This window comes from Planctomycetia bacterium, from assembly GCA_034440135.1.
In the GTDB taxonomy this organism is placed as follows: Bacteria; Planctomycetota; Planctomycetia; order Pirellulales; family JALHLM01; genus JALHLM01.
In genome coordinates this window covers 1-18,254 of record JAWXBP010000497.1, presented here as the reverse complement: position 1 = coordinate 18,254, position 18,254 = coordinate 1, and the positions used below count along the sequence as shown (strand labels likewise).

Sequence of the window (18,254 nt, the reverse complement as noted above, 5' to 3'; positions counted from 1 at the left end):
TCAAACCCAGCGCAAAGCACAAAGGGCGTCCCATAACTGTTGTTTTCCTGTTGCAGTCCAAGTAACTCGCTACGCTCTTGTTCGTCGCGGCGCGCCGCGCGGCTGCACGTCGCCCCTTTCGCATTCCGTATAGCCGGTTTGCTCCGGAAAATATTCATGCGCCGTGGAAACCGGATACTCTCGGCGTGTGGGCGCCCACTCCATCCCGCCCGTAACGCGGCCACGCGGACGTAATCCCCGCAGTGCGATTTGCGCAAGCTGTTTTCAGGATTGCGCAGCGGTAAACCCTCCCAGGTGGGGTCGTCGTACGTATCGCTGGGCGATTGCACACCAAATTCCGGCGGAGAAAATGCCGATCAGGTAAACTAATCCGGTGTGCGGTGCGCTAGCTAGCTGGCGAGGCGCAGATCGGCGGGCGCGCGGCGGCGGGCCACGTTGGAGGTTGTTCAGTTATCCGCCCGCCCATATAATTGCGTGTTCATGGGTATCGGGCTGGAGCGACTTGTTTGACGGCTACACCCAAAATCCTGTTTGTCAGCGACGCTAACGAGAGCGATCGTGCGGTACTGGATCAACTGAGCCGGGACCGCGAAGTCGTCATCGAACAGAGTCCGATTCGGGCGATGGGGCGTCTCTTACGCGAAGAATTCGCGGGCGTCTTTGTTTCCGCCCGGTATCTGGAGCAGGCCTCGCACATCGGCCGACTGCTGGAAAGCCAGAACATCCTGGAGAACATGCCCGACGGCGTGGTCGTCCTGGACTCGGAAAATACGATCATCTGGGGTAACAGCCGGATGCGGGAATGGGCCGGCAGGCCGACCATCGTCGGGATGAATTTTTATCAAGTGCTGAACGGCCCCGAGATCCTGGGACCGGACTTCTGCCCGTTCCACACCGCCCTGGCGACCAAGCGCAGCAGCGGTTCTACGCTTCGGGTGGCAGACAAGTATCTGCAGGTCCACGCGGCGCCGATTTTCGATCGCGAAGGCAAACCCCAGAACTTGATCGTCTCGGTGCGCGACGTGACGCAGGAGACGCTGCAACAAGAAAAGCTGGCGCGCATTCATGCGGCTGGCGTCGAACTGGCCGACCTGTCGCCGGAAGTGTTGTCGAAGATGTCGGTCGACGACCGCATCGAACTGCTCAAGTGCAACATCCTGCACTATACGCAAGACTTGCTGAATTTCGATGTTGTCGAGATTCGATTGCTGGAAAGTGCGACCGGCAAGCTGACGTCGCTACTGGCCGTGGGGCTCGTCCCCGAGGCGCAAAGTCGCGACCTCTACGCTTTGCCGCAAGGTAACGGCGTGACGGGCTTCGTGGCGGCGACTGGCAAAAGCTATTTGTGTGAAGACACGACGCAGGATCCGCTCTATCTCGAAGGTTGTGCCGACGCGAAAAGTTCATTGACTGTGCCGCTCATCTTGCACGACGAGGTGATCGGCACGTTCAATGTCGAGAGTCCGGAGCCGCGAGCCTTCAACGAGAGCGATCGCCAGTTCCTGGAGATTTTCTCGCGCGACGTGGCCGTGGCGCTCAACACGCTGGAATTGCTGGTTGCTCAGCAACAGACCGCGACGTTGGAAAGCGTCGACGCCATTCACAGCGCCGTGGCGCTGCCGGTGGACGATATTCTCAACGACGCCGTCAACTTGATGGAGCGCTACATCGGTCACGAGACCGACGTGATTGAGCGGTTGCAGCGGATTCTGAAGAACGCCCGTGACATCAAGCAGGTGATTCAGCAAGTTGGCCGGCAAATGGCGCCAGCGCAAGCGGTGCTGCAATCCGGCGAAGCCAGCAAGCGGCCCAAGCTGCGGCATCGCTCAGTGCTCGTGGTCGACGCCGATGAAACCGTGCGGAGCGCGGCGCATAGCTTGCTCGAACGTTATGGCTGCATCGTCGAGGCCGCGCACGACGGCGAGGAAGCGATCCTGATGGTTCGCAACCAGCCGTACGACGCTATTTTGGCCGACATCCGCCTGCCGGACATGTCGGGTTATCAATTTATGGTCCGGCTGCAGGAAATGCTGGACTTCGTGCCGATGATCTTGATGACCGGCTACGGTTACGACCCCGGTCATTCGATCGTCAAAGCCCGTCAGGCGGGGCTCAAAGACGTCCTCTACAAGCCGTTCCGGCTCGACATGCTGCTCGACGCCGTGGAGCGGATCGTGCAAGCCGTGCCGATGCCGGCCGAGAAGAGCGCTCCGCTGCCGTGAGCGCCGTGATTTCCACGCTGGGCCTGATCCTGCTGGGTCTCGTCGGGCACCTTCTGCTGTGGATCGAGTTCGTTAATCACGTCCATGCGACGCGCATGCCGCGCTGGGGCGTGTGGTGGCTGACACTCCTTGGTTACGGCTTCCTGGCGATGGCGCCCGCGGCGATTGCCCTGGCGATGACGCTTGGCTGGCTGACGCCGCCGACGAGATCGGTAGCGGATTGGCCGGCGGCCTTGCAGTTCTACGGCGGACTCTGCGTGGCGGTCGCCGTCGTACTGGCGCCGTTGGCGGTGGCCCACCGCTGGCCAACGCCCCTGAAGAACGTGCAAATTCTCGGCGCTGCGCATCGGGACCTTGGCAAAGAGTTGGGCTTGGCCATTGTCGGCGGCTCGACGGGACGACTCATGAATTCGGTGAGGGGCAACCAGGCGCTCCAATTGGAAGTCACGAGGAAGACGCTGGAAATCCCACGTTTGCCGCCCGAGTTGGATGGCCTGACGATTTGCCATCTAACCGACCTGCACTACACGGGCCGCATTCCAAGAGCATTCTTCGACGAGGTCATGCGCGAAGCCAATGCGCTCCAGCCCGACTTGATGCTGATGACGGGCGATCTCGTCGACAAGGCGCCGTGCATCGATTGGATCGCGCCGACGCTCGGAGCGCTGCAGGCGCCGCACGGTTGTTTTTACATTCTCGGTAATCACGACAAACGGGTGCCGATCGATCAGGTCCGCGATGTCCTCGCCAACCAGGGCTGGACAAGTTTGAGCGGCCGCACGCAATTGATCACTGTGCGCGGCGCAACAATTTTGCTGGCCGGTAACGAACTTCCCTGGCTGCCCCCGGCCGCAAACATGAGGCAGGCCTTGCACCCGGACGAGCGCCCGCATCTGCGGTTGCTACTGAGTCATTCGCCGGACCAGATTGCCTGGGCCCGGGCGTACCGATTTGACCTCATGCTTTCCGGACACAATCATGGCGGGCAGATTGTCCTGCCATGGATCGGCCCGGTGGCGGCGCCGTCCCGGTATGGCGTGAAATACGCTGGCGGCGTGTACTACGAGCCGCCCACGTTGTTGCACGTCAGCCGCGGCATCTCCGCGGAACTACCGCTAAGGTTGAATTGCCCCCCGGAACTAGCGCTGTTGGAATTGCTTCGCGGCGCGGCAGGATGACTTGCGCGGATCGCAGGGGTCGCGCCGGGAGCGCCGCCGTGCGACTGTTAAATCCGCGCGACCGCCCAAGTTTGCGCCGGCGAATGGGCGAAGATTTCCGAGAGGGCCGCGCTGCGCGGCCTGGCAGCGAGAATGCTCCGATCATCCATGCGCGCGATCAGAACCGATCAACGTCGTCCAGGAGTGCCGCGCCGCCGTCGCGCTTTGAAGCGTGCGGAGATGGATCATTTCGTTCGCGCGCTATCGCACGACATGACCGCCAACTTGATGTTGCTGGAAAGCTCGCTGCGCGAAGTGCAGGCGAGTTGCGCCACCGGCGGTTCGGCGTTGGGCATGACGCAAGGCCTGGCGCATGTCGAAGCGTGTTTGCAGGAATCGAAGCGGTTCCTGGATGATCTCGTTGCGCTCGGCCAAACGGGCGCCGTGCAAATGGAGCCCGTCCGCGTGGAACTCGGCGGCGTGATCGACGAAGTGCTGTTCGAGCAACAGCCGCTGTTCGACTCCCAGGGCATCCAGTTGCAAATCGGAACGACATTTCCGACGGTCTGGTGCAATCGCAACCGTGTGAAGCAAGTCTTAACGAATTTGATGCGCAACGCGGCGCTGCATGGCGGCGATGCCAAAGCGCCGGCGATCCGCGTTGAGCAAATCGACTGTCCGGAACGATTCCGGGCGAAGTATGGCGAGCAGGCGTGGATGCGCGTGTTCGATAACGGACCGGGCATTCCGGCGCCGATGCGCGAGAAGATCTTCCTCCCCGGCCGGCGACTCGCCAACGCGGCGGCGGAAGGGAGCGGGATGGGCCTGGCCATCGTGCGGCGCGTGGTCGAGCATTTCGGCGGTTTCTCCGGCGTGGACGAAGCGGTCACGCCCGGCACGGCATTCCTGGTTTCGTTTCCGTTGGCCGATTTGGTTCCGCGACCGGATAGTTGAAGTTAAAGGCATGGCGCGTCGCGAGTTGCGACCATACGTGCTACCCGTTACACTTGCCAAAGCAGGCGTTGCGAGGCGACTTGGCGGCGTCCCCTGGCATTTGCAAAACTGGTTAGGCCGATCTCGGTTCCGAGTTCCACAAGGACGTGATTGAGTACCTCGATGCATTTCCCACGCGTCCATTGGTCGGAAGGGATGTTTCTTGTCCCTCAGCACTTCCAGGCCGCTGATGCGCATTGGGACGAGGCAATCCGCCAGCGCGGGCACTGGGACGCGCCGTACCACTACGGCGTACACCGCATCGAATTCAGCGTCACGGCGCTCGAAAACAAGCGGATTCAACTGAACATCTGCGAAGCGCGTTTTCGCGACGGCGCCAGCATTTCCTTTGGCGCCGGCATGGGACCGGGCGTGCCGGACGCGAGCGCCGGCGCCGCGGCTTCCGCGTTGGCATCGGTGGGACTCGAGGAGGCCTTCGCACGCTCCGACGTCGCCCGCGTCTACTTGGCGCTTCCTTCGCAACGGATCGGACAAGGCGGCGCCAGCGGCGCTTCGCGCCGCTTTAATATCGCCAGTCGTCCTCTGCTGGACGAAGCAGGCGATACGGAAGAAGACATCGAGTTTCGCGACTTCAACGCGCAACTGATGGTCGTCCCGCACGACCCTTCGCTGGTCGGCGATCCGCCGCAACTGCAGGGCTACGACCTCCTACAGATCGCCCAGGTCAAGCGGACGGGCGATGCGCGCCCGACGCCGGAATTGAGCGATACTTTCTTCCCGCCGGTACTGGCCATCGACGCCTGGCCGCCGCTCGGCCGGGAATTGATTCTCGGCATGTACGACCGGATCGGCGCGAAACTTGAGGAGCTATCGGCCAATATCGCGAACCGCGGCATCGGCGCGGATACTCAACATGCCGGCGACGTGCAGCGCATGTTTCGCCTCTCGCGTTTGTACGAGGCTCATACCTCGCTAAACGTGCTGTGCCATGCGCGCGGCGTGCATCCGTATTTCGCCTATCACGAAATGTGCCGGATCCTGGGGCAGCTTTCGGTATTTCATCCGAATCTGCGCCCGCCGGAGATTCCGGCTTACGATCACGAGGACCTGGCAGGGATCTTTCGCAAGATTCGCGAGCAGATCGAGTTCCTGCTCGACGGCATGGTCGAGAACTATCAGTGCGTGTACTTCGTCGGCGAAGGTCGCGGCATGAGTGCGCGGCTGCGGCCGGAATGGCTCGGGGCGGGCTGGGAATGGTATGTCGGCGTCCGGCACGCCGAGATGAACGACGCGGAATGCCGCGCTTTGCTACCGCAGTTGAACTGGAAAATCGCCAGCGAAGCGGAAGTCGAAATCATCTTCACCGGCCGTAAGCGGGGCCTGGATTTGATCGATGTTTTGAGAGCGCCGGCGTCGATTCCGGCCAGCGAACAGGAATGGAGCTTTTATCAGGTGCAACGACAGGGTCCCGCCTGGGACGCCGTGGCGCGCGAGCGGACTTTGGCAATGCGCTTGGCGGAGCGATTGATTGGCAATAAGGATAACTTGAAGGGTGGCCGCGACCTGGTGCTGGGCCTCCCGAACAATCGCAAGGTGACGCTGCAATTCGCCCTCTTTGCGGTGCCGGTCAAGACATGACGCCCAATTTCGCGCAAGCCGTCGATCCCGTTTTCCTGCACGTCCTGCGGCTCCTCGAGCGCTTGGATGCGGGCGAGAATCCCGATCCCGCCGAGGCGAAGCGCGGCATCGACGTGACGCTGCAGCAGGCGGCCATGGCACTGGGGCATTCGGCGCAGGCCAAGGAATGGGAAATCGCCAAGTACGGCCTGGTCGTTTGGATCGACGATCTGCTGATTAACTCTCAATGGGAACACTATCAGGAGTGGGCCGACAATTATTGCCTGGAAGCGGAACTGTACGGCATCCGCCTGGCCGACGAAAAGTTCTACTCCGAGGCCGAAACGGCCAAGAAGTTGACGTCTAGCGACGCCTTGGAAGTGTTTTATATCTGCGTGGTGCTGGGCTTTCGCGGCATGTACCGCGATGCCTTCGGCGCCGAGCGCACGGCGGCGGCCCTCGGAATGCCAGCCACGCTGGAAGCCTGGACCCAGGAAACCGGCAAGTCGATTCGCGCCGGCAGGGGGATGCCTTCGGTCGTCGGCAATGCCCGGCCGGGCGAAGGCGTGCCGGCGCTGCGGGGGTATGGATCGCTCTGCTGGACACTGCTGGCGTCGGCTATCACAACGCTCGTGGGAACGCTGCTGATCATTACGCTTTGGCCTAAAGACTGAGCGCCAATAGAGGATCGAGACTCACGTGGGACGCATCTGGCAGTTTTTTAAAGATCTCGCGCTCAACATCGTTCGAGCGCCCGGTCGCTTCGCGCAGCTCTCGGTGCCGGCGATCGCGGCTACGCTGTCGGTGTTTCTGCTGTTGTCGTTTCTGGTGATTGTCGTTCTCATCGGTCGGTTCGACGATTCATACGTTGGCCCCTGGGCGCATTTCACGCAGCGAGGTTGGTCGAGCATCGGCATCATCCTGTGCCTGATCGTCACGCCAATCGTCGTCTACTACGCGGTCCGTCTCTGGCTCGAAGGAGACGTTTCGCGGTTTCCGGACATCGACTACGCCTGGAAACGCGGCCTGGCGGAAATGGAGCGGGCCGGACTCGACCCCACGATGGCGCCCATCGTGCTGGTGCTGGGCGGTCGCGACGCGCAGGACGCGAAAGCGTTGGCGGCCGATCCGCGGCAGGGGTTTCGGGTGCGCGGCGCCCCGGAAGACCCGGGTTCGGGCGTGGCGATGCAGTGGTTCGCGGGGAAGCGATCGATCGTGCTCGTGGCGACCTTCGTGGGTCAGCTCTGCGAGTTGGCGCAACTGTCCGATGGCGCTACCGACGCTCATGCCGCGGAAGATGAAGTGTCGCCCTCGCTCACCGAGAGCGGGCGCACGATGATGCTCGGCGATCCGCGCGCCGCGACGCCGCGATCGGTACGACCGCAGCCGACGCGCGAAGGGACGGCCATGATCGAGGGGACGATGTTCGTCCCGTCGGGCGAAGGCTCGAAGACGGCCTTTATCGCGATCAGCCAGCCTGGCGTGATTCAAAAGGCCGCGGCGCGGATGAATTCCGATGCGGCGGCGGAACAGCAGTTGCGTCTGCGCTATCTCTGCCGGCTGCTGCGGCGACTGCGACGCCCCTATTGCCCCGTCAATGGCATGATCGCGCTGACGCCTTACCAGCATCTGCTGCGCGAGGCCGATGCCGTGAGCCTGGAAACAGCGCTCCGCGCCGACCTGGACGTGGCGTTCCAGACCTTAATGGTCCGCTGCCCAACCTCGGTATTGGTGACGGGCATGGATCTGGACCGAGGCTTCGACGAACTGTCCCGCCGGGTTGGAGAAGAACGGACCACGAAGCAGCGCTTTGGCAAGGGCTTTGAACTCTGGCGTCCGCAAAGCGATGAAAACATGCACACTGCCGTCCGTCACGCCTGTGCGGCATTCGAGGACTGGACGTACAAGCTGTTCCGCGAGCCGGGCGCCTTGGAAGAACGAGGAAACCGGGATTTGTTCGCCCTCGTTTGCCGGATGCGCGGCCGCGTGCAGCAGCACCTGATGCACCTCTTGGAAAGCTGCTTCGCCAGAACCGCGGGCGAGGAATCGCGATTGCTGTTCTCAGGTCTCTATTTTTCGACGTTGGGATCGCGCCCCGCCTTCGCCACGGCGATGATCGAAAAAATGATCGAGCAGCAGGAAGAGCTGGAATGGACGCGCGAGGCGCTGCAGACCGACGCACGTTGCCGGATCTGGGCGAAATGCGCTCTGGGCGCGGCGGCGTTGTTTTTGGCCGCCGTGGCCGCCACAACCTGGCAGTATGCCCGCTAAGCAAGTATCTGCGCAGGTGTTGGGGCGGCCAAGCGGACGCAACGCCAACTTTTTCTTTGGCCGCTTCCGATCGGGAATCGGAAGATTGCTTAGGGATTGTCGGCGCCCGGCGCTGGCTTCGGTTCCTGGGCAGTTTCATTAAACATCCACGCGGCGCGGCTTGTGACGGCATTTTTAAGGTCGTATCATCTATCCCATGAAACCTTCGTCCGACTCCGGCGCACGCGGTTCCGAAACGCACTACCGGGCCGATTCTGCCGCCGCCGGGCGCACCGCCAGTCCGGAAGATACGGCGGCGCAGGCGCTCTTGGAACTCGTCCTGCAGCAGACCATGGCGGCCTATGCCCAGACGCAGAACGCGCCGGAATCCGTCCGCGACGCGTTACGGTCGGTCGCCTCGCGTTTTCACGGCGAGTCGCTGTCGTTCGAGCCGTGCCTGGTGGCCTTGGTCGACGCTGTGATTCGCGAGCCGTTCGCCAGTTGGGTGCCGGAGGGCCCGCCCTGGGAGGCCCTGTGTCGCCGCGTCGCGCAGACCATGTACGACGATCCCACGGCTCGAGCTCGTTTAGAGTCGCTTTGGCGCCAGCTCCAGGAGCAGGGGCCATGAAAGAAACCGATGCCGGATCCGTGGAACGCATGACGTCCTGCCAGGGCCTGGTGAAGGCGATCGCCTGGAAGATCCACTGTAAGTTGCCGCCCAACGTCGATCTGGATGATCTGATCGGCTACGGTCAGGTTGGCCTCGCCGAAGCGGCGCGTGGGTTCGATGAGACCCGCGGCGGCCAATTCACCACGTACGCTTATTACCGCATCCGCGGCGCCATTCTGGATGGCCTAGAGCGGATGAAGTGGTTCAACAAGATCGACTTTCACAGCGGCAAATACGAACAAATGGCGGACTCGGTGCTGGAGCCTGAGTCGCAAGCCGCCCAAGCGCAGGCGGAACACGCGGGCGAATCGTTTGACGCGCAAGTCAATTGGTTCTCTGACACCAGCTCGATGCTGGCAATCGCGTATTTAATGTCCGACCGCGGCGGCCGGGATGACGAGCGGAACCAGGAGATCGAGGATGCCACGGCGGTTTGTCCTGGCGCTGTCATTGCCAAGCGTGAATTGATCGAGCGACTGCATGCGCTCATCGACGGCCTGCCACAAAACATGGCGACCTTGATCCGCGCCAGCTATTTCGGCGGATTGACTCTGACCGAGGCCGGCAAGTCGATCGGCGTCAGCAAATCCCGGGCAAGCCGATTACACGCCGAGGCCCTGGAACAGCTCGCACGATCGTTACGACGAGCGCAACTTGTTGACTGACCCCAGGATAAGTACGAACGTAGACCGCGTGGTAGAGTTGTCGGGCGCTCCCTGGGCGTAACATCGGCACTCGAACTACGCTGAGCCAAATACGATGGATATCGATCTGGAAGCCGTCGCGCAGCCGATTTCGCCGGACCAACCGGCGGGGCCGGATTTGCGCGCGGACGAGTCCCGTAACAATATCTACTTCCGCTTACGCGACGTCTGGGACGTGGCCCGGCGCAAAGAGCGCGAAGCGTTGAACTCCGATCCGGACCATGGGGATCAAGGGTCGAGCGCGCAAACCGAGAGCATCACGGCCTGGCGCTCGGTGAATTCGCTCGCCGCGCAGTTGGTGAGCGGCCATGCGAAAGACTTGGAAGCCGCCGCGTTTCTGATCCAGTCGTCGTTGCGTGTGGAAGGCACGCGCGGCCTTGGCGTCGCCTTGACCGTGGCGCGGATTCTGGTCGAGAACTTTTGGAACGATCTCTATCCGCAAATTGGCGAGGAGGGACTCTCCTCACGGTTGCGGCCGATCGAGTCACTGAGTACCGCGCCTTCGCTGGTGATTGAGCCGTTGCGGCGCATGGCCGTGGCCAACAGCGCCGGACAGGGGGAAATCACTTTCTCGCAGTATTTGTCCGCCGCGTCGGGTCGGGGCTCGCCGAGCATGCCCGACGTGGAACGGGTGGCGCAGGAAACGGACACCGGCTTCTACGTCAGCCTGTTCGAGGAATTGAGCGTGTGCCAGCGCGAATTGGCGACGCTCTCTCAGCAGCTGGATGAAAAAAGCGGCGTCGATGAGTCAGGAACGCCCCAAGGGCCGTCGCTGGGTGACCTGAAAAAGGCCCTCGACGACTACGTGGCCGCAGTGCAGCACCTGTCGAAGGGACGCGTCGGCCAGGCGGTCGAAGCAGCCGGAGTCGAGGCGGATTCGCCCGGGGGGGACGGCGCCCCCAGCGCTGGCGTGAGCGTCCCTGGGCGGTTAGAATCGCGGAGCGATGCGCTGCGAATGCTGGTGAAGGTGGCCGAGTTCTTTGAGCGGCAGGATCCGCACTCGTTGCTCGGCGCTCAGGTGCGTAAAGTCGTCAAATTGGCGAATATGTCGCCCGCGGAGTACTACAGCGAATTGCTGGAAGACCACAACGCGCGGCTGCAGCTGTTCAAATTAGTGGGGATTGATCCGCCGCGCGATTAGCGTTGAATTACGAATTTCCGCCGCGAACCGCGGGCGCGACGAGCGCTCGGGACGGGCGACACTTGAAAGAGAACCGGTGTGAGCCATGGCCGAATCGCAACAACATAAGCTGGACCGAGTGCGCAAGCCGCGGGTGCAGATCACCTACGACGTCGAGACAAACGGCTCGATGGTGAAGACGGAGCTGCCGTTCATCGTCGGCGTGCTCGGCGACTTCGCTGGGGACAACAAGAATCAGAAGCCGCTGGAGCAGCGGAAATTCACCAATATCGACCGCGACAACTTCAACGACATTATGGCGCGGATCGCGCCGGAGTTGAACCTGCGGGTGGAAAACACGCTGGCTGGCGACGGCTCGGAACTGGCCGTGCAACTGGCCTTCAAGTCGCTTGACGACTTTGAACCGGGCAAGCTGGTCGAGCAGGTCGAACCGCTCAAGAAACTGATGGAGATGCGCAATAAGCTCCGCGACTTGAAAAGCACGGTGGATCGCTCGGCGAATCTCGAGAAGATCCTCGAAGAGGTCATGAGCAATACCGAAAAGGCGAAAAGCGTGGCGGGCGAGTTGGGCGCAAAGACCGGAACAGGGGGTGACGCATGAGCGCAGGGGAAACGAAATCGGCCGCCGCGGCGGACGCGACCACCACGGAAACGGGAGGCCTGCTCGACAAGATTTTGGAGAGCATGCCCAAGACCGTGAAGCAGGAAAAGGGCGTCGACATGATCAAAGGCCTGATCGGCCAGATCATGGACGATCAGATCACGTACGACAAAAACGTGATGCGCACTATCGATCAGCGGATGGATCAGATCGACGCGGCGATCTCGAAGCAGTTGGCCGCCATCATGCACAGCCCGTCGTTCCAGAAGATGGAAGGCTCGTGGCGCGGTTTGCATCACTTGGTGGATCGCTCTGAAACAGGCGAGTTCCTCAAACTCCGCGTGCTCAACTGTTCCAAGCGGGAACTCTTTCGCGACTTGGATCGCGCCGTCGAGTTCGACCAGAGCCAACTCTTTAAGAAAATCTACGAGACCGAATTCGGCATCCTCGGCGGTCAGCCTTACGGGGCGCTGATCGGCGACTATGAATTCACCAATCATCCCGAAGACGTCGATCTGCTGACAAAGGTCTCCGGCATCGCCGCCTCGGCCTTCTGCCCGTTCATCTCGGCCGCCGCGCCGCAGTTGATGGGTTTCGAGAGCTACACGGAATTGTCGCGCCCGCGCGACCTGACGAAGATTTTCGATTCCATCGAATACACGAAGTGGAAGTCGTTCCGGGAGTCGGAAGACTCGCGGTTCTGCGTGTTGACGATGCCGCGGGTGCTGTCGCGCTTACCCTACGGCGCCGCGACCAAGCCCGTCGACGAATTCAAATACGAAGAGTGTGAAAGCGACGAGCGCGGCCGCCACTTGCCGTTGCCGCACGAACACTACGCCTGGATGAACGCCTCCTACGTAATGGGGGCGCGCCTGACGGATGCGTTCGCACGGCACGCCTGGTGTACGGCCATCCGTGGTGTAGAAAACGGCGGCAAGGTCGAAGGCCTGCCGGCGCACATCTTCACCAGCGATGATGGCGACCCGGACCTCAAGTGCCCAACCGAGATCGGCATCACCGATCGCCGCGAAAAGGAATTGAGCGACCTGGGCTTCCTGCCGTTGTGCCACTACAAGAACCGCGATTTCTCGGTCTTCATCGGCGGGCAGACCTGTCAGCGGCCCAAAAAGTACGTCGATCCGTCCGCTTCGGCGAACGCCGAGATCTCGGCACGGCTCCCGTACATCATGGCGGCTTCACGGATCGCCCACTACTTGAAGGTGATCGCCCGCGACAAGATTGGCGGCTTCCTGGAAGAAGACGAGTGCCAGGACTGGTTGACGCGGTGGATTTCGCAGTACATCTGCCTGGACGACAAGCCGACGGACTCCGTGAAGGCCAAGTACCCGCTCAAGGAAGCGCGGATCGAAGTGAAAGCGGTTCCGGGCAAGCCCGGGTCGTACAACGCGATCGCGCATCTGCGGCCATGGCTCCAGTTCGAGGAGCTGAATGCCTCGATTCGCATGGTGGCGGAATTGCCGAAAAACGCTCGGTAAGCCGGTTGCGCGAGGTGCGCGGACGGACCCTAGGTTGACGTATGCTTGGAGCGGACGGGGCAGTTGAGCCTCGTCCGCTCCACATCGCTTACGCACCCTCGCGGTGCGACGGACAGACTGGGCTCAGGGGTGTCTCGTTTATGAATGTTTTGCCCGCTGGACAATCTGCGGCGGATGCTTCCGTCGTTGAATTGCCGCGCGAGCGGGCGGCCTCCCGTGCACGCGGATTGCTGCAAGCGATTCTCGACGGCTCCGCTGCCGGCGCCAAGGCCGATGCCCGGGCCTCCACGCTGGAACTGTTTCTCCGCGCCAAGTCGCCGGCCGAAGCGCTGCGACTTTGGACCGCCGAGGAACTGACCCGTGAAACAGCGCCGGACATTTCGTCGCAGCTCTCGCGCGACATTGCGAGCGTCGATCAACTACTCGCCGACCAGGTGAACCAGTTGCTGCACCATCCGCGATTGCAGCGGTTGGAAGCTTCGTGGCGCGGCCTGGCCCATCTCGTGCAGCAGGCGTCGGATGCCCGCGAGTCGATGCATTCCGAGCGGCAAGATTCAGACATCAAAATCCGTGTGCTGAGCCTGACGAAGCGCGAGTTGGCGCGCGACCTGGAGAACGCCGTCGATTTTGACCAAAGCCAATTGTTCAAGCGTGTCTACTCGGACGGCTTCGGCATCCTCGGCGGCGAGCCGTTAGGCGTGCTGATCGGCGATTATCAGTTCGCGCATCAGATCGATCGGGAGCATCGCGTCGACGACGTGGCCACGCTACGGCGCGTGTCGGAAGTGGCGGCGGCGGCCTTTTGTCCGTTCATCAGCGCGGCCGCGCCGGAGTTGTTCGCGCTCGACGAGTTTCGACTCTTCGAACAGCCCATCGAGTTGGCGCCGGTGTTTCGCCAGCCGGAATACATCAAGTGGCAAAGCTTCCGCGAATCCGACGATGCGCAATTCATCGGCCTAACGGCGCCGCGCGTGTTAATGCGGCTGCCGTACGAAGACGACGGCGGACGACGCGATGGGTTTCGATTCGAGGAACGCGTCGGGGATCCCTCGGGCGACAACTACCTCTGGGGGAATGCCGCCTTCGCCTTTGGTGGAGTCTTGGTACGGGCGTTTGGGGCGAGCCGGTGGTTTGCTGAGATTCGCGGACTTTCGCGCCCAGCAGTCGCTGGAGGCGAGGTCGTGGGAATGGACGCCGATTGGTCGCGCCCCGAAGCGCGCCATCTGGTGCCGAAGTCCTTGACGGAAGTGGCCATCGACGAGGAACGCCAGCGCGAATTGGCGGAGTTGGGAATCATCCCGCTCTGCGCGATGCCGCACTCGCCGCGCGCAGTATTCTATACGAACGCTTCGGCTCATAAGCCGAAGAAGTACGTCGATCCAGTCGCCACGGCGAACGCCAAGCTCTCGGCGATGTTGCAATATGTGATGTGCGCGGCCCGCTTTGCGCACTATTTGAAGGTCATCGCCCGCAACAAGCTGGGCAACGTGGCCGACGCGCAACAATTGGAAGACTTGCTCAACGAGTGGTTAAGCCGCTACGTCACCAGCGACGCGCTGGCGCCGGCGGAAACGAAGGCGCGGTTCCCGCTGCGGGAAAAACAACTCCGTGTCGAGGAACAGCCGGGGCGGCCCGGACACTTCCGGATGGTGATGCACTTACTGCCGCATTATCAATTGGACGACCTGAAGGCATCTCTGAGGCTCACCACGTCGATTGGACCAGGTTCGGAATAGCGTCGACGTCACTGCTTGGAATGAACGAAGCACCTCGTTCGGAATCGCTATGGCCTCACGATCCGACTCGACTCCACCGCTGTTGCCTTCGGTGCTGGACCGGCTGCTCGACGCCGACCCGACGTCGCAGGTCGAAGCGCCGCCCTATCCGCCGGCCGTGCTGCGGGAAATCCGCCAAGCGGTGCGACGCGACCTGGAGAATCTGCTCAATACGCGTCGGTTCTACAAGCCGCCGGCCCGGGACGATGATCCTCTGGCATTATCGAGCGTCGGCTACGGCATTCCGGACTTCACCGGCGGCTCCGTCGATAGCCACGTCATGCTGGCCGCGATTCGCGACGCGATCCAACGCTATGAACCCAGGCTGACCAATATCCGCGTGACGCTTGACGACGCCGTGGAAGCGATCGATCGCACACTGCGGTTTCGCATTGAGGCCACGCTCTGGATTGAGCCGCTTCGAGAGCCGGTGGCGTTTCGGACGCGCTGGGAGTCGACCACGTCGAGCGTGCAGGTGGAAGGAGAAAGCGCTTGAGCGACGAACTGCTGCCGTACTACAGCCGCGAACTGGCGTTCCTCCGCGAGATGGGGGCCGGGTTCGCGGACGAGCATCCCAAGATCGCCCGAAGATTGTCCTGGACGGGCGGTGAATCGCAAGACCCGCACGTCGAGCGGATCATCGAATCGGTCGCGTTTCTCAACGCGCGGATTCGCCACAAGCTGGACGACGATTTCCCAGAGATCTGCGGAGCGCTGATCGACGTCCTGTATCCGCACTACCAGGCGCCGACGCCGTCGATGGCGATCGCCAAGCTTTCGCTCGACGCCTCGCAGGCGGGACTTGCCGACGGGTACACATTGGCCGCCGGCGCAGAGATGGACACTGAGACGGGCGAACACCGTTGCCGCTTTCGCACGGCGTATCCTGTCACGGCGTGGCCGTTCAAGATCGAATCCGCCGCGCTGCTGCCACGTCCGTTCACCGGCCCGCAATCGCCACTGATCGATCGCGCCGCGGCGGTCCTCAAGATCGAGTTGAGCACCTTGGCGCCGACGATTCCGTTGGCGACCTTTTCCTGTCCGCGGCTGCGGCTGTTTCTGCATGGCGCTGCCGCGCAGCAGAATGTGCATGCGCTTTACGAGCTCATCTTCAATCACACGTTGGAGATCGTCATCGAAGGGAGCGGGCCCGACAAACCGAGTTTGCGGTTGTCACCCCAAAGTTTGCGCCCCGTCGGATTCGAGCTGAACGAGGGCTTGCTGAACTACCCGGCCCGTTCCTTTCCAGGCTACCGATTACTCACCGAGTACTTTGCCTTCCCGGAAAAGTTCCTGTTCGTGGACTTGGCGGACCTCGATTTTCAGCGTTGGGTCGGTCTTGGGAATCACAAGGCGACAATTCACCTGTTGCTCGATCGATCGTCGCCCGATTTGGAGCGGACCGTCGGAAAGTCGACTTTCCACCTGGGCTGCACGCCGATTGTGAACCTGTATCGGCAGGCGATCGACCCGTTTCGCTTGACCCAATTGGCGACCGAATACCGCCTGGTTCCCGACGCGCGCAACGTCCAGGGAACGGAGATTTACTCCGTTGACCAAGTGGCGGCCACGCTGCCGGACGGCCAACGAACGGTGTTTCATCCGTTTTTCGGAGCGCGACACGCGGTACCAGAGCATGAGGCCCGCGCCTATTGGTATGCTTCGCGCCGCCCCTCCGCGGCGAAGCGCGCCGGGGAATTTGCAGACAAGGGTACGGAGGTCTTCCTGACGTTCGTAAACTTGGACCCAGCGCTCGGCCTGCGCGACGACTATACCGTCGACGTAGAGGCCACATTGTTGAATCGCGACTTGCCGCATCAGTTGCCGTTCGGCGGCGGACAACCGCGCATGTCGCTGTTCTCCGCCCCCAATACGGTGGTCCACGTCGAATGCCTGACGCGAATGACGAAGACCCGGCGCCCGCCGCCTGAAAGCGGACGGCTGTGGCGGCTGATTTCGCATCTTTCGCTGAATCATCTTTCGCTCGCCGATAGCGCGGAAGGCCTGGACGCATTGCGCGAGATCCTCACGCTTTACAATTTCACCGGCGAACAGGACGCGAAAGATCGTATCGCCGGCGTGGTCGGCCTTTCGAGCAAGCCGGTGGTCGATCGCGCGCCGGGCGTCCGTGGCGGGTTTCGTCGCGGCACAGAGTTGAAGCTCAGCTTCGATGAGACGAAATACATCGCCAGCGGCTGCTACTTATTGGCCTGCGTCTTGGATCGCTTTTTCGGGCTGTATTGCACGATGAATTCCTTTTCCAGGCTGGTGGCCGTGACTACGCAGCGGGAATCCAAAGGAGATATCTGGAGATGGCCGTCTCGCGCGGGCAGCCGGGCGCTGATCTGATCGAGCGCCTGGTGCGGGCATCGCATCGGTTCGAGTTTCACCAGGCCATGCGCCTGCTGGAACGCCTTGCGCGCACCGCGAACGGCGAAATCCTGTCCGGCACGCGCTCGGTCGGCGAGGACAGCCATCCCTACGAGGAGATGATCCGTTTTCGGAGCCTGCCGACGCTCGCGTTTCCCGCGGCGTCGATTGAACGGCTCACACGCATCGAGCCGGCATTTAACGGCGCGGAAAAGCCGCCGTTTGAAATGTCGGTGACGTTCCTGGGACTGATGGGGTCGTCCGGCACGCTGCCGCAACATTACACTTCGCTGGTGATCGAGCGTTGTAAGCAGAAAGATTTCTCGCTTCGCGATTTTTTGGACTTGCTCAATCACCGCTCGATTTCACTGTTTTTTCGAGCGAGCGAAAAATACCGTCTCCCGTTTCGCTATGAACGGCGGCAATTCGATCCCTCGTCGCGCGGGCCCGATCTCGTTACGTTTGCGCTGCTCGGCCTGGTGGGAGTCGCCACGCCCGGCCTAGAGCGGCGTCTGGCCGTCGATGACGAAACGCTGGTCTACTACAGCGGCTTCTATTCCCATATGCCCCGCGCCGCGGCGCCACTGGAGCGACTGCTGGCCGACTATTTCGCGTTGCCAATTGAGATTGATCAATTCCAGGGACGCTGGCAGTACCTGGACGAAGCCCAGATGAGCCGCATCGCCGGACGGCACTCCCCGGATTCGCGGAATCGCGAACTCGGGCGGAATGTGGTCGTAGGACGGCGATTCTGGGACGTGCAGAGCAAGTTCCGCATTCGTGTTGGTCCGATGTCGTATGATCGGTTCCGAGAGTTCCTGCCGGACGGGCGCGCAATGCGCAAGTTGGTCGACCTGGCGCGGCTGTATGTCGGCGACGAACTGGAGTTCGAGGTGCAGCCGTTGCTGCGCGCCGGCGAGGTTCCGCGTACTCGGCTCACGCGCCAAGCTCCGAGTCCCAGCCGACTGGGCTGGAATTCATGGGTCCACGCCAAGCCGGCCGCCCGCGACGCCGACCAGGCTCGCTTCCGAGGCGACCGATTGCGGGCCGCCGGAAAAGCCGGCCGGCCGCTCGTGGCCGGCCCGTTGGCCGCTTCGTCGGGCTAGCGGGATATACGCTCCAGGGAGGCGTTTTTGCGAGTTGCCGGAGGCCGAAAAGTCGCTCGAAAAGATATTTTGGAATTCGGGCAACAACTTGGGACAGCTCACGATAATCGTAGTATCCAAGGTTGGCCGCGACGCAACAAAGTGACGCAGGCCGACCTACCTGGGAGTTAGCGAGCGAACGACGCCCGCGC

General features: G+C 62.0%; 15 protein-coding genes. All 15 read left to right on the top strand.

Features of this window, described 5'->3' with window-relative positions; genetic code table 11:
• The first annotated feature begins 506 nt into the window (after window positions 1-506).
• Window positions 507-2,222 carry a response regulator gene (locus SGJ19_28225; protein ID MDZ4784153.1) on the top strand — a complete coding sequence of 572 codons (1,716 nt, stop codon included), beginning with the start codon at window positions 507-509 and terminating at the stop codon, window positions 2,220-2,222.
• Entirely contained in the window at window positions 2,219-3,400 is a 1,182-nt protein-coding gene (locus tag SGJ19_28220; GenBank protein ID MDZ4784152.1) for a metallophosphoesterase, read from the top strand. The genes SGJ19_28225 and SGJ19_28220 overlap by 4 nt, the downstream gene beginning before the upstream one ends.
• A gap of 219 nt (window positions 3,401-3,619) precedes the next feature.
• A complete protein-coding gene (locus SGJ19_28215; GenBank protein MDZ4784151.1) occupies window positions 3,620-4,333 on the top strand; it encodes a HAMP domain-containing sensor histidine kinase in 714 nt (237 codons plus the stop codon).
• 162 nt (window positions 4,334-4,495) lie between these two features.
• Window positions 4,496-5,971, top strand: a complete 1,476-nt coding sequence (gene tssK, locus SGJ19_28210; protein MDZ4784150.1) for a type VI secretion system baseplate subunit TssK — start codon at window positions 4,496-4,498, stop codon at window positions 5,969-5,971.
• The gene (locus SGJ19_28205) at window positions 5,968-6,624 is read left to right on the top strand and encodes a DotU family type IV/VI secretion system protein (protein ID MDZ4784149.1); all 657 of its coding nucleotides are present in this window, start codon (window positions 5,968-5,970) and stop codon (window positions 6,622-6,624) included. Before tssK ends, SGJ19_28205 begins: the two co-directional genes overlap by 4 nt.
• A gap of 25 nt (window positions 6,625-6,649) precedes the next feature.
• Complete coding sequence (locus SGJ19_28200; GenBank protein MDZ4784148.1) at window positions 6,650-8,221, top strand: type VI secretion protein IcmF/TssM N-terminal domain-containing protein; 1,572 nt, start codon at window positions 6,650-6,652, stop codon at window positions 8,219-8,221.
• 196 nt (window positions 8,222-8,417) lie between these two features.
• Window positions 8,418-8,828: a hypothetical protein gene (locus SGJ19_28195; GenBank protein ID MDZ4784147.1), complete on the top strand. Its 411-nt coding sequence runs from the start codon at window positions 8,418-8,420 to the stop codon at window positions 8,826-8,828.
• Window positions 8,825-9,535, top strand: a complete 711-nt coding sequence (locus tag SGJ19_28190; protein ID MDZ4784146.1) for a sigma-70 family RNA polymerase sigma factor — start codon at window positions 8,825-8,827, stop codon at window positions 9,533-9,535. The genes SGJ19_28195 and SGJ19_28190 overlap by 4 nt, the downstream gene beginning before the upstream one ends.
• 94 nt (window positions 9,536-9,629) lie before the next feature.
• The gene (tssA, locus tag SGJ19_28185) at window positions 9,630-10,715 is read left to right on the top strand and encodes a type VI secretion system protein TssA (GenBank protein MDZ4784145.1); all 1,086 of its coding nucleotides are present in this window, start codon (window positions 9,630-9,632) and stop codon (window positions 10,713-10,715) included.
• An 85-nt stretch (window positions 10,716-10,800) separates the two neighbouring features.
• Window positions 10,801-11,316 carry a type VI secretion system contractile sheath small subunit gene (gene tssB, locus SGJ19_28180; protein MDZ4784144.1) on the top strand — a complete coding sequence of 172 codons (516 nt, stop codon included), beginning with the start codon at window positions 10,801-10,803 and terminating at the stop codon, window positions 11,314-11,316.
• Window positions 11,313-12,812: a type VI secretion system contractile sheath large subunit gene (gene tssC / locus SGJ19_28175; GenBank protein MDZ4784143.1), complete on the top strand. Its 1,500-nt coding sequence runs from the start codon at window positions 11,313-11,315 to the stop codon at window positions 12,810-12,812. Before tssB ends, tssC (SGJ19_28175) begins: the two co-directional genes overlap by 4 nt.
• A 140-nt stretch (window positions 12,813-12,952) precedes the next feature.
• On the top strand, window positions 12,953-14,548 hold the full coding sequence (tssC, locus tag SGJ19_28170; protein MDZ4784142.1) for a type VI secretion system contractile sheath large subunit: 1,596 nt from the start codon (window positions 12,953-12,955) through the stop codon (window positions 14,546-14,548).
• 49 nt (window positions 14,549-14,597) lie between these two features.
• Window positions 14,598-15,083, top strand: coding sequence for a type VI secretion system baseplate subunit TssE (gene tssE / locus SGJ19_28165; GenBank protein MDZ4784141.1), 486 nt, complete (start codon window positions 14,598-14,600; stop codon window positions 15,081-15,083).
• Window positions 15,080-16,936 carry a type VI secretion system baseplate subunit TssF gene (tssF, locus tag SGJ19_28160; GenBank protein MDZ4784140.1) on the top strand — a complete coding sequence of 619 codons (1,857 nt, stop codon included), beginning with the start codon at window positions 15,080-15,082 and terminating at the stop codon, window positions 16,934-16,936. Before tssE ends, tssF begins: the two co-directional genes overlap by 4 nt.
• Window positions 16,900-18,063, top strand: coding sequence for a type VI secretion system baseplate subunit TssG (gene tssG, locus SGJ19_28155; GenBank protein ID MDZ4784139.1), 1,164 nt, complete (start codon window positions 16,900-16,902; stop codon window positions 18,061-18,063). Before tssF ends, tssG begins: the two co-directional genes overlap by 37 nt.
• The last annotated feature ends 191 nt before the right edge of the window (window positions 18,064-18,254 follow it).

Coding starts and splice junctions, on each gene's coding strand:
- SGJ19_28215 (MDZ4784151.1), top strand. CDS start 3,620: ATGGATCATTTCGTTCGCGCGCTATCGCACGACATGACCGCCAACTTG.
- tssK (MDZ4784150.1), top strand. CDS start 4,496: ATGCATTTCCCACGCGTCCATTGGTCGGAAGGGATGTTTCTTGTCCCT.
- SGJ19_28205 (MDZ4784149.1), top strand. CDS start 5,968: ATGACGCCCAATTTCGCGCAAGCCGTCGATCCCGTTTTCCTGCACGTC.
- SGJ19_28195 (MDZ4784147.1), top strand. CDS start 8,418: ATGAAACCTTCGTCCGACTCCGGCGCACGCGGTTCCGAAACGCACTAC.
- SGJ19_28190 (MDZ4784146.1), top strand. CDS start 8,825: ATGAAAGAAACCGATGCCGGATCCGTGGAACGCATGACGTCCTGCCAG.
- tssA (MDZ4784145.1), top strand. CDS start 9,630: ATGGATATCGATCTGGAAGCCGTCGCGCAGCCGATTTCGCCGGACCAA.
- tssB (MDZ4784144.1), top strand. CDS start 10,801: ATGGCCGAATCGCAACAACATAAGCTGGACCGAGTGCGCAAGCCGCGG.
- tssC (MDZ4784143.1), top strand. CDS start 11,313: ATGAGCGCAGGGGAAACGAAATCGGCCGCCGCGGCGGACGCGACCACC.
- tssC (MDZ4784142.1), top strand. CDS start 12,953: ATGAATGTTTTGCCCGCTGGACAATCTGCGGCGGATGCTTCCGTCGTT.
- tssE (MDZ4784141.1), top strand. CDS start 14,598: ATGGCCTCACGATCCGACTCGACTCCACCGCTGTTGCCTTCGGTGCTG.
- tssG (MDZ4784139.1), top strand. CDS start 16,900: ATGGCCGTCTCGCGCGGGCAGCCGGGCGCTGATCTGATCGAGCGCCTG.